This window comes from Pseudomonas crudilactis, assembly GCF_013433315.1.
In the GTDB taxonomy this organism is placed as follows: Bacteria; Pseudomonadota; Gammaproteobacteria; order Pseudomonadales; family Pseudomonadaceae; genus Aquipseudomonas; species Aquipseudomonas crudilactis.
Genome location: NZ_WXVV01000005.1, coordinates 162,168 through 173,514, shown reverse-complemented (window position 1 = coordinate 173,514; position 11,347 = coordinate 162,168). Strand labels below are relative to the sequence as shown.

Below are 11,347 nucleotides of genomic sequence, written 5' to 3'. Positions count from 1 at the left end.
CTAATACCGGCCCACTGGCTTCGTTTGGATCTGTTTCGTACAGAGCTTGGGGGGCCAGAACCCTGTCCATTGGTATGCACATAAAGAGAACAAAGCTATGAAACGGATTCTTCTCGGTACTCTCTTCACCGCTTTATCCATCAACGCAATGGCGCAAGCTCCAGGCGGCCCGGATTGCGGTTGGGGCAACATGCTGTTCGAAGGTCAGCGTGGCACCCCGGCGCACTTCCTCGCTTCCACCACCAACGGTACTTCCGGTAACGCCACCTTCGGGATGACGTCCGGCACCAACGGCTGCTCGACCAATGCATCGCTGACCTACGGCGGCAAATCCTGGTTTGCCATGAATGGCATGATGAACGAGCTGTCCGAAGACATGGCCAAAGGCAACGGCGAAGCGCTGACGACTTATGCCGTGGTACTGGGCGTGGCGCCGGAAGACCGTGCGCACTTTGCTGCCGTGACTCACGAGCACTTCCAGCAGATCTTCAGCAAGGCTGACGTGACCGCTGAAGACGTGCATACCAACACCTTGGCCGTACTGAAATCGGACCCTCGTCTGGCCAAGTACGCAACTCAGGCTTAAGCTCGAGCTCGCCCGCTTCCTTCGGGAAGCGGGTTTTATTTTTTCGGCCCGCCCTCCTTGGGTCTTTATTTCTTTCCTGTTCAAGTTGCCGACTATGCTCAAACGCCTTGCCTGGCTGGCGCTCTGTGTCTGCGCCCCGCTGTCCGCCGCGCCAACCATCGACCCTCAACGTTTGCAGCAACTGGCCAACGACCGTTTCTGGATTTCCCTCGGTCACTACGAAACCGCCAAGCTCGGCGGCTGGCGCAGCTATGTCAGCGACAAGAAGTTCTTTCTCGCGCCCGATGGCAATGAACATCCCGATCATGAACTGGCGGCCACCGTGCAAGCGCTGTACGCCCCGGCCAGCCTCGGCGAGCAACACGCGCAATGTGTTTATCCGGCGCGCACTCGCTGGCTGAAAGCGCAACTCAATCTCAGCGATCTGCCGACACCTGCATGCGCCGAATACAAGAAGTGGTTCAAGGATGTCTCGCCGCACAGTGCGGTGATGATTTTTCCGGCGGCTTATCTGAATAGTCCGTCGTCGATGTTCGGCCATACCCTGCTGCGTATCGATCAGGCTGACGTGCAGGCCGACAAAACCTCGCTGCTCAGTTACGCGATCAACTTCGGCGCCTACATCGAAGGTTCGGACAACAGCATTCTTTACGCCTGGAAAGGCTTGATGGGCGGTTATCCCGGCCTGTTCGCACTGGTGCCGTATCAGGAAAAACTCTCCGAATACCGCAGCCTGGAAAACCGCGATCTTTGGGAATACCGATTGAATCTGACCCAGGAAGAAACCGCGCGCATGGTCGAGCATGTGTGGGAGTTGAAACAGATCCAGTTCGACTACTTTTTCTTCGATGAAAACTGCTCGTATCGCTTGCTTGAGTTACTGCAGGTCGCACGGCCAAGCCTGCGCCTGACCGAACAATTCCCATTGACCGCGATTCCCACCGATACCGTCAAAGCGGTGAAGGAAGCCGGGCTGGTGGAAAGTATCGAATACCGGCCATCCCGCGAGCGTGAATTGCTTAGCCGCGCCGAGCCGTTGAGCAGTGACGAACAGCAATGGGTGTTGAACGTCAGCGCTGATCAGCAGCGGTTGCAGGATCCGGCTTTCAAAGCCCTGCCACGCGCCCGTCAGGCGCTGGTCATCGACGCGGCGTATCGCCTCGAGCGCTACCGTGCCAACGGTCAGGAGCGTGATCCGCAACGGGCGCAGCGCAGTTTCGAATTGCTGCGGGCGATCAACAAGAACCCGGCACCTGAGTTGGACATTCCACAACCGGGCCTGCCGGAAGACGGCCACGAATCGCGTACCTGGCAGGCCGGTCTCGGCACCCGTGGTGATCGTGCATTCGGTGAGTACGGTTTGCGCATGGCTTATCACGATCTCAACGACAACGCCGAGAGCTTCCCGCTCGGCGCGCAGATCGAAATTCTGCAGATGAAATTGCGTCAGTACGAAGGCAATCACTGGCAATTCCAGCAACTGGATCTGGCGACGATTCGTTCGCTGACGCCGCGCAATGAGCTGTTGCAGCCACTTTCGTGGCAGGTCACTGGTGGCCTGGAGCGCGTACCGGGCAAGCATGATGACGAGACGCTGGTCAGCCATGTGAATGGGGGCGGTGGCGGCACGTGGGCGTTAGGCGACGATGTGCTGGGTTTTGCCCTCGGTACCGTGCGGGTTGAACACAACAATGACTTCGCCGAATTCGTCTCCCCGGCGGGTGGTTTCAATACCGGCGTGTTGTGGAAAAACCCGCTGGGCAATCTGAGCCTGGAAGCCAAGGGTGATTACTTCTTCAATGGCGAAGTGCGCCGCAGTCTGAGTCTGAATCAGCAGTGGGAGTTGTCGCGCAACCTTGGTTTGCGCTTGAGTGCGCAGCGTGAGTTCAGCCATCTCGCCACGCCGGAAACCGAAGTCATGCTTGAAGTGAAGTGGTATCACTATTGATCCCGAACACAGCACAAACCAATGTGGGAGCGAGCTTGCTCGCGAAAGCGGTGGGTCAGTCGATATCAGAGTTGCCTGACACGACGCCTTCGCGAGCAAGCTCGCTCCCACAGGGGATTTGTGGTGTTGATGGATTTTTCACGGGGCTTCGACAGCCGTGTCATGAATCCCCTTCTAGACTTTCCCCATAAGCCGGACAACCGGCGCGGGAGAGTGCGATGTGGCGGTGTGCGGGTTTGCTGGGTGTTGTGCTGTTGCTGGGCGGTTGCCAGACCACCCATGAAGACTTGATCGCCAAGGGTTATCCACCGGCCTTCGCCGACGGTTTTGATGACGGTTGCGTCAGTGGTCGGCAAGCCGCCGGTTCGATCAGCGGCGAGTTTCGCAAGAACGTGCCGCGCTATCTCAAGGACAAGCAGTACGCCGAAGGCTGGACCGACGGCTTTCGGCAGTGTCAGGCCATGCTGGAAAACAAGGGCCGCGAAGAGTATCGCAACGAACACTGGGACGAGCGCGAACGCGCCTGGCAGCAGCAAAAAGATCAGGACGCCGGGCGGGCTTATCGCTCGCAATAGGTCGTTCCCAGACATCCAGTGAAACCAAATGCCTGCGAGCATGGCCCAAACCTCATACGAGGAGGACACCATGAGTCGCGCATTTGTCAACGAAGACAACGCCGCCGCGCAAGCCGATCAGCCGGTCGAACGGCAGGTCAGCGCGCAGCCCAATTACGTCACCGCGCAGGGCCTGGCGCAGTTGCAGGCGAAAGTCGCCGAGCTGCAAACCCTGCATGCCGAACAATCGGCCAAAGGTGAGCAGGCCGACAAACAACGGTTGGCGGATCTGGAAAGGGATCTGCGTTATTTCAATCAACGCCTGAGCAGCGCACAAGTCGCGGTTGCCGCGACCTCTACCGACAAGGTGCAGATCGGCAGTTGGGTCACCTACGCCGATGAACACGACACCGAACGTCGGGTGCAACTGGTCGGCGAAGATCAGGCCGATGCCAGCAAGGGCCTGATCAATTGGGGCTCGCCCTTGGGCCGGGCGCTGCTCGGTGCCCGGCTCAACGACGAGGTGCTGTGGCAGCGCCCCGCCGGCGATCAAGTGATTGAAGTGATCCGCATCGAACCGGCTTAAACCACACCCTGCGCCAGCATCGCGTCGGCGACTTTGACGAAACCGGCGATGTTCGCGCCTTTGACGTAGTTGATCCGCCCGTTCTCTTCGCCGTAATGCACGCACGCGTGGTGGATCGACTGCATGATTGCGTGCAGTTTGCTGTCCACCTCACCCGCCGTCCACAGCAGACGCATGGCGTTCTGCGACATCTCCAGACCGCTCACCGCGACGCCGCCAGCGTTGGACGCCTTGCCCGGGGCAAACAGAATGCCGGCCTCGATAAAGATATCCACAGCTTCCAGCGTGGTCGGCATGTTCGCGCCTTCGGCCACGCACACGCAGCCATTGCGCAATAACGCGTGTGCGGCTTCAGCGTCGAGCTCATTCTGCGTGGCGCACGGCAGCGCGATGTCGCACGGCAACGACCACGGCAATTGCCCGGCGCGGAACTCCAGACCGAAGGCAGACGCCAGCTCGCTGATGCGTCCGCGTTTGACGTTCTTCAGCTCCAGCAACGCCAGCCATTGCTCTTCGCTCAGCCCAGCTTCGCAATACAGCGTGCCTTCGGAGTCGGACAGGGAAATCACCTTGCCGCCCAGGTCCATCACCTTACGCGCCGCGTATTGCGCCACGTTGCCGGAGCCGGAGATCGCCACTCGTTTGCCTTCCACGGTCTGTTCGCGGCGCTTGAGCATTTCTTCGGCGAAATACACGCAGCCGAAACCGGTGGCTTCCGGACGAATCAGGCTGCCGCCGTAAGTCATGCCTTTGCCAGTGAGGACGCTGGTGAACTGATTGCTCAGGCGTTTGTACTGGCCGAAGAGGAAACCGATCTCGCGTGCGCCAACGCCGATATCACCGGCGGGTACGTCAACGTCGGCGCCGATGTGGCGATACAACTCGCTCATGAACGCCTGGCAGAAACGCATGACTTCAGCGTCACTTTTGCCCTTCGGATCGAAGTCGGAACCGCCCTTGCCGCCGCCCATGGGCAGCGAGGTCAGCGAGTTTTTAAAGGTCTGTTCGAAGGCGAGGAATTTCAGCACGCCCAGGTTCACCGATGGATGGAAACGCAGACCGCCCTTGTACGGGCCGATGGCGCTGTTCATCTGGATGCGGAAACCGCGATTGACCTGGACTTTGCCCTGATCGTCGACCCACGACACGCGGAACACCACCGCGCGCTCCGGCTCGCAGATGCGCTCCAGAATCCCCGAGCTCAGGTAATGCGGATTGGCTTCGAGAAACGGCCACAGGCTGCGCAACACTTCTTCGACGGCCTGGTGGAATTCGGGCTGATCCGGGTCGCGTTTTTTCAGACGGGCAAGGAAGGATTCGACGGATTCGATCATGGCAAAAGTCTCGGCAAATTTATTGTCGTTGGAGGAGATTGGGCCGGACTGTAACAAACGAAATGCGCACAGGAACAGAGCAAAATGTCGCATTTATGAAATCAAATGGTGCACAGGATATAAATCAGAAGGATTTTTAGCCGATTTTGCACCTGAATGGTGAGACCAGATTTGAGAGCTGCACCAAAAGTTATACCGCCTTCGCGAGCAAGCTCGCTCCCACATTTGAAATGCGTTCCCCTGTGGGAGCGAGCTTGCTCGCGAAGGGTGCGACTCGGTAAACCTGAAAAAAACCGAGCAAAAAAAAACGGAGCCCGAAGGCTCCGCTCTTTATGCAACCAACCCGAATCAGGCCAGTTTCTTGTGACGTACCCGGTGTGGCTGGGCAGCTGCTTCGCCGAGACGCTTTTTACGATCAGCTTCGTACTCGGTGTAGTTACCTTCGAAGAAGATAGCTTGCGAATCGTCTTCGTACGCCAGGATGTGGGTGGCCACACGGTCAAGGAACCACCGATCGTGAGAGATAACAATGGCGGCGCCCGGGAAGTCCAGCAGGGCTTCTTCCAGGGAACGCAGGGTTTCAACGTCGAGGTCGTTGGACGGTTCGTCGAGCAGCAGGACGTTGCCGCCCTCCTTCAGGGTCAGCGCCAGGTGCAGACGACCGCGCTCACCACCGGACAGGTCCTTGACGAACTTCTGCTGGTCGCCGCCCTTGAAGTTGAAGCGACCGACGTAGGTGCGCGACGGGATCTCGTAGTTGCCGATGCGGATCTGATCGGAACCGTCGGAGATTTGCTGGAACACAGTCTTGCTGCCATCGAGGTCATCGCGGCTCTGATCGACGCAGGCCAGTTGCACGGTTTCGCCGACTTCGATGCTGCCCGAATCCGGTGTTTCCTTGCCCATCAGCATGCGGAACAGGGTCGACTTACCGGCACCGTTACCACCGATCACACCGACGATGGCGCCTTTCGGCATCGCGAACGACAGGTTGTCGATCAGCACGCGATCGCCGTAGCCCTTGGTGACGTTCTTGAATTCGATGACCTTGTCGCCCAGACGTGGGCCGGCCGGGATGTAGATCTCGTTGGTTTCGCTGCGCTTCTGGAATTCCTGCGATTGCATTTCTTCGAAGCGTTGCAGACGTGCCTTGGATTTCGACTGGCGGGCTTTCGCGCCTTTGCGCACCCACTCCAGTTCTTCTTTCATGGCTTTTTCGTGAGCCGACTGCTGCTTGGATTCAGCGGCCAGACGATCGGACTTGGCTTCGAGCCAACCCGAGTAGTTGCCCTCGTAAGGAATGCCCGCGCCGCGGTCGAGTTCGAGAATCCAGCCAGCAACGTTATCGAGGAAGTAACGGTCGTGCGTGATCGCTACCACGGTGCCCGGGAAGTCGTGCAGGAAGTGCTCCAGCCACGCAACCGAATCGGCGTCCAAGTGGTTGGTTGGTTCGTCGAGCAGCAGCATGTCCGGCGCGGACAGCAGCAGACGGCACAGGGCCACACGACGTTTTTCACCACCGGAGAGGAATTCGACCTTGGCGTCCCACGCCGGCAAACGCAGTGCGTCGGCGGCGACTTCCAGTTGACGATCGAGGTTGTGACCGTCGCTGGCTTGCAGGATCGCTTCGAGCTTGGCTTGCTCGGCTGCCAGTTTGTCGAAGTCGGCGTCTTCTTCAGCGTAAGCCGCGTAGACCTCGTCCAGGCGCGCCTGGGCGTTCTTGATCACGCTGACCGCTTCCTCGACCACTTCACGCACGGTCTTGGTCGGATCAAGTTGTGGCTCTTGTGGCAGATAACCGATGTTCAGGTCCGGCATCGGACGGGCTTCGCCCTCGAACTCGGTGTCGACGCCAGCCATGATTTTCAGCAGCGTGGACTTACCCGAACCGTTGAGGCCGAGTACGCCGATCTTGGCGCCGGGGAAGAACGACAGCGAAATGTTTTTGAGAATTTCCCGCTTCGGTGGAACAACTTTGCCCAGCCGATGCATGGTGAAGACGTATTGAGCCATGGAGAACCTTGGGTCAGTGACAGATGAATGATTGCAGCGCAGGCGATGCCCGGCCAGACCATGCGCGTCGTTCACTTGATGGTTATCAATGCGTGCGCGCTGAAAAAGTCTGAGTCTAGGAGCTGGAACGCTCCCGCGTAACCGGCAAAGCTACCTGATTGACCAGTGGCAGTCCAGCCGCGCAGGGCTGGCACTTCGCCACGACTCAAGGCATGCTAGCCGCCCTTTGGGCGTCCGGCTTATAGTGCACGTCGCGCCAGTCCAGCCAAATCGCAGGATCACAGCTTGTCCAATGTCACTCCGCCAGCTTCTGTGAGCAGCACCCCACCGGCGCCCGGCTCGTCCCTGCGCGGTACATTAAAGGGTGCGCTGGCGACGCTCGTGCTTTTATTGCTCGCGTTGCTGTTCTGGCAACTGCTCGACCAATTGCGCGAAACCCAGAAAAACCAGCGTCAGTACACCATCGATTACACCGCCGACCTCGCCTCGCAGGTCAGCCTGAACATGGCGCTGAACGCGCAAATCGCCCTCAATCTGCTACCGATCGTCGAACAACCGCAATCAGCCGACGAACAGCAGGTGCTATTGCGCAAGCTCCAGCAATCCTTGCCTGACCTGCGCAGCCTGGCCCTGCTCACCCCTTCCGGCAAAATCATCAGCGACAGTGACGACAACAGCCACGACGCCAGCTACCTCACCGAACTGGTGCGCCGCAGCCGTGCACAAGCGCATTACTTCAGCAACGCCGACGACGGTTCTGTGGTGCATCTGTTATTGCATCAGGCCAGCGGCAGCACGCGCGGTTATTGGGCATTGCGCCTGACCCCGACGTTCTTCGACTCACTGACCAAACAGGGTGAAACCGGCATCCGCCCTTTGTGGCTGGTGGAAAACCGCCTCAACCATCAGATCATCAGCCGCGACGAAGCGCAGCCTTCGGCCAGGCCCGGCGTCTTGAGTCCGGACGACATGGCCAACACCGTGCTGACCGTGCCGCTGAGCAGCAGCGACTGGCAGTTGCGTGGCCTGTTCGACCGTCAGCGCGTGCTCGAAGAACTGCTGCCGGCGTTTATCGGCAAGTGCCTGTTGGGTCTGGCGTTCTCGCTGCTGCCGGTGATTGCGCTGTTGAACATGCGCCGCCGCCAGCGCCAGTTGCACGAAGGTCGTCGACGCTATCAGGACATTTTCGAAGGCACCGGCGTGGCCCTCTGTGTGCTTGATCTGTCCGGTTTGAAGCAGGTCTTCGACAAGGCGCAGATCCAGACCAGCGACCAGCTCAAGGCCTGGCTCGACCAACCGCAGCAACGCCAGCAACTGCTGCAGGAATTGCGCGTCACCGAGGTCAACCAGGTCGCATTGCAATTGCTCAACGTCAATTCCTGCGAGCACGCCTGGCAACTGTTGATCGACGGCCATCCGCACCGCCAGTGCGCCATCGGCAATCAAGTCCTCGACGCCGTCCTGCAGCAACAAAAGCAGCTGGAACTGGAAATCAAACTGCCGGACATCAACGGTCGCGACCAACACCTGTGGATGGTATTGCGCCTGCCGACCGAGCAGCACGACTACAAAGCGGTGATCCTCAGCATCAACGACATCACCAGCCGCAAGCTGATCGAACTGTCGCTGCTCGAGCGCGAAGGCTTCTGGTCGGACGTAGTGCGCACCGTGCCGGATCATTTGTATGTGCAGGACGTGATCAGCCAGCGGATGATTTTCAGCAACCACCACCTCGGCCAGACCCTCGGCTACAACCGCACCGAACTGCACCAGATGGGCGAGTATTTCTGGGAGATCCTGCTGCACCCGGAAGATGCCGACTACTACCATCGCTCGCGGCAGATGCAGCGTCACGCCGGTTACAGTCAGTTGCTCCAGTGCCAGTTGCGTTTCCGCCATCGCGACGGCAAATGGCGGCGTTTCGATATTCGCGAACAGGCGCTGGCCCGCGACAAACACGATCAGGTCACGCGGATCATCGGCGTGGCCAAGGACATCACCGAGCAGATCGAAGCCAGCGAATCCCTGCGCGACAGTGAGCAGCGCTACCGCATGCTCGCTGAAAGCATCAGCGACGTGATCTTCTCCACCGACAGCAAGCTCTCGCTGAACTACGTCAGCCCGTCGGTGCAAGCCGTGCTGGGCTACGACGCCGAGTGGATTTTCCAGAACGGCTGGCAATCGACCATCGCCAACCCGCAACAACTGAGCGGCATCTACACGCTGATGGATCGGGTCAGCAAGGCGCTGGACAAACCCGAGCAACTGGCGGTGTTGCGCAATCAGGTGCAGACGCAAATGTTCCTGTTCGACTGCCTGCGCGCCGATGGCCGCAAGATCCCGATCGAGCTGCGTCTGGTGCTGGTATGGGACGAACATGGCGCGTTTGAAGGCGTACTCGGTGTCGGTCGCGACATCAGTCAGCAACGCCGCGCCGAGAAAGACCTGCGCATGGCTGCCACCGTATTCGAGCACTCGACCTCGGCGATCCTGATCACCGACCCGGCCGGTTACATCGTTCAGGCCAACGAGGCTTTCAGCCGCGTCAGCGGTTACGCGGTGAGCGAAGTGCTCGACCAGTTGCCGAACATGCTCACCGTCGATGAGCAACAGGACGCGCACCTGCGGTATGTGCTCAAGCAATTGCACCAGCACAACACCTGGGAGGGTGAAGTCTGGATGAAGCGGCGTAATGGCGAGCATTACCCGGCGTGGGTCGGCATCACCGCGGTGCTCGACGACGAGGGCGATCTGGCCAGTTATGTGTGCTTCTTCAGCGACATCAGCGAACGCAAGGCCAGCGAACAGCGCATTCACCGCCTCGCCTACTACGACGCCCTGACCCACTTGCCGAACCGCACGTTGTTCCAGGATCGCCTGCACACCGCGCTGCAATCGGCCGAGCGGCAAAAGTCATGGGTGGTGCTGATGTTCCTCGACCTCGACCGTTTCAAACCGATCAACGACTCCCTCGGCCACGCCGCCGGCGACCGCATGTTGAAAGACATGGCCACGCGCCTGCTGGCCTGCGTCGACGATGACGACACCGTGGCGCGCATGGGCGGCGACGAATTCACACTCTTGCTGCAACATCGCTCCAGCCGCGAAATGGCGCTGAACCGGGCGATTCATGTCGCCGAGCAGATCCTCGGCAGCCTGGTGCGGCCATTCGTGCTTGAAGGCCGCGAGTTCTTCGTCACCGCCAGTATCGGCATCGCCCTGAGTCCGCAGGACGGCAACGAACTCAGCCAGTTGATGAAGAACGCCGACACGGCGATGTACCACGCCAAGGAGCGCGGCAAGAACAACTTCCAGTTCTATCAGGCCGACATGAACGCCAGTGCGCTGGAGCGTCTGGAGCTGGAAAGCGACTTGCGCCACGCCTTGGAGCAGAACGAATTCGTCCTGTATTACCAGCCGCAATTCAGCGGCGACGGCAAACGCCTGACCGGCGCCGAGGCGCTGTTGCGCTGGCGTCATCCGCGCCGTGGACTGGTGCCGCCGGGGGATTTCATTCCGGTGCTGGAAGAGCTCGGTCTGGTGGTGGACGTTGGCGACTGGGTGATCAGCGAGGCTTGCCGCCAACTGAAGACCTGGCACCAGAACCGTGTGCGTGTACCGAAGGTCTCGGTGAACATCTCCGCACGGCAGTTCTCCGACGGCCAGCTCGGCACACGTATCGCGACGATCCTGCGCGAAACCGGCCTGCCGCCGGCGTGTCTGGAACTGGAGCTGACCGAAAGTATTCTGATGCGCGAAGTCAGCGAAGCGATGCAGATTCTCGCCGGGCTGAAAAACCTCGGCCTGAGCATCGCGGTCGATGACTTCGGCACCGGCTACTCGTCGCTGAACTACCTCAAGCAATTCCCGATCGACGTGCTGAAGATCGACCGCACGTTTGTCGATGGCTTGCCGTCGGGTGAGCAGGATGCGCAGATTGCCCGGGCGATCATTGCCATGGCGCACAGCCTGAATCTGGCGGTGATCGCCGAGGGTGTGGAAACCCATGAACAACTGGACTTCCTGCGTGAGCATGGTTGCGATGAGGTTCAGGGCTATCTGTTCGGGCGGCCGATGCCGGCGGGGCGGTTCGAGGCGCAGTTCAGCAATGACGCGCTCTTTATGTTCGACTGAAGATCGGCGGCGCGACCGAAAAGATCGCAGCCTTCGGCAGCTCCTACAAGGATTGATGTCGGTCACAGTATTCGGGATCAGCTCGGATTACTGTAGGAGCTGCCGAAGGCTGCGATCTTTTGAGGCCGGCACAATCACCATCTATCTGCGCATGAACGCCACTTGTCTGCGACATGATGTCGTTTCATATGC

7 protein-coding genes are annotated in these 11,347 nt (G+C 59.5%); 5 read left to right on the top strand and 2 right to left on the bottom strand.

Translation table 11 applies throughout. From position 1 onward, the window contains the following. Window positions 1-97: 97 nt before the first annotated feature. From GTU76_RS07660 to GTU76_RS07645, 4 genes are all read left to right on the top strand, one after another. Window positions 98-586, top strand: a complete 489-nt coding sequence (locus tag GTU76_RS07660) for a DUF3015 domain-containing protein (RefSeq protein ID WP_180698366.1) — start codon at window positions 98-100, stop codon at window positions 584-586. Window positions 587-680: 94 nt separating this feature from the next. Beyond that, window positions 681-2,534: an Lnb N-terminal periplasmic domain-containing protein gene (locus GTU76_RS07655; RefSeq protein WP_180698365.1), complete on the top strand. Its 1,854-nt coding sequence runs from the start codon at window positions 681-683 to the stop codon at window positions 2,532-2,534. A 218-nt stretch (window positions 2,535-2,752) separates the two neighbouring features. After that, window positions 2,753-3,109, top strand: a complete 357-nt coding sequence (locus GTU76_RS07650) for a hypothetical protein (protein ID WP_095121717.1) — start codon at window positions 2,753-2,755, stop codon at window positions 3,107-3,109. 70 nt (window positions 3,110-3,179) lie between these two features. After that, the gene (locus GTU76_RS07645) at window positions 3,180-3,674 is read left to right on the top strand and encodes a GreA/GreB family elongation factor (RefSeq protein WP_180698364.1); all 495 of its coding nucleotides are present in this window, start codon (window positions 3,180-3,182) and stop codon (window positions 3,672-3,674) included. Here GTU76_RS07645 and gdhA read toward each other — a convergent pair. Continuing rightward, on the bottom strand, window positions 3,671-5,008 hold the full coding sequence (gene gdhA, locus GTU76_RS07640; protein WP_180698363.1) for an NADP-specific glutamate dehydrogenase: 1,338 nt from the start codon (window positions 5,006-5,008) through the stop codon (window positions 3,671-3,673). The two genes, GTU76_RS07645 and gdhA, sit on opposite strands and share 4 nt — an antisense overlap. Before the next feature lie 348 nt (window positions 5,009-5,356). Next, window positions 5,357-7,021, bottom strand: coding sequence for an energy-dependent translational throttle protein EttA (gene ettA, locus GTU76_RS07635; protein ID WP_175555643.1), 1,665 nt, complete (start codon window positions 7,019-7,021; stop codon window positions 5,357-5,359). Window positions 7,022-7,306: 285 nt separating this feature from the next. On the opposite strand from ettA, the gene morA reads away from it, so the two are divergent. Then, window positions 7,307-11,155, top strand: a complete 3,849-nt coding sequence (gene morA / locus GTU76_RS07630; protein ID WP_180698362.1) for a cyclic di-GMP receptor MorA — start codon at window positions 7,307-7,309, stop codon at window positions 11,153-11,155. Window positions 11,156-11,347 lie beyond the last annotated feature (192 nt).

Bases quoted from the DNA above. Each gene is read 5' to 3' on its own strand.
- GTU76_RS07660 (WP_180698366.1), top strand. From the start codon at position 98: ATGAAACGGATTCTTCTCGGTACTCTCTTCACCGCTTTATCCATCAAC.
- GTU76_RS07655 (WP_180698365.1), top strand. From the start codon at position 681: ATGCTCAAACGCCTTGCCTGGCTGGCGCTCTGTGTCTGCGCCCCGCTG.
- GTU76_RS07650 (WP_095121717.1), top strand. From the start codon at position 2,753: ATGTGGCGGTGTGCGGGTTTGCTGGGTGTTGTGCTGTTGCTGGGCGGT.
- GTU76_RS07645 (WP_180698364.1), top strand. From the start codon at position 3,180: ATGAGTCGCGCATTTGTCAACGAAGACAACGCCGCCGCGCAAGCCGAT.
- gdhA (WP_180698363.1), bottom strand. From the start codon at position 5,008: ATGATCGAATCCGTCGAATCCTTCCTTGCCCGTCTGAAAAAACGCGAC.
- ettA (WP_175555643.1), bottom strand. From the start codon at position 7,021: ATGGCTCAATACGTCTTCACCATGCATCGGCTGGGCAAAGTTGTTCCA.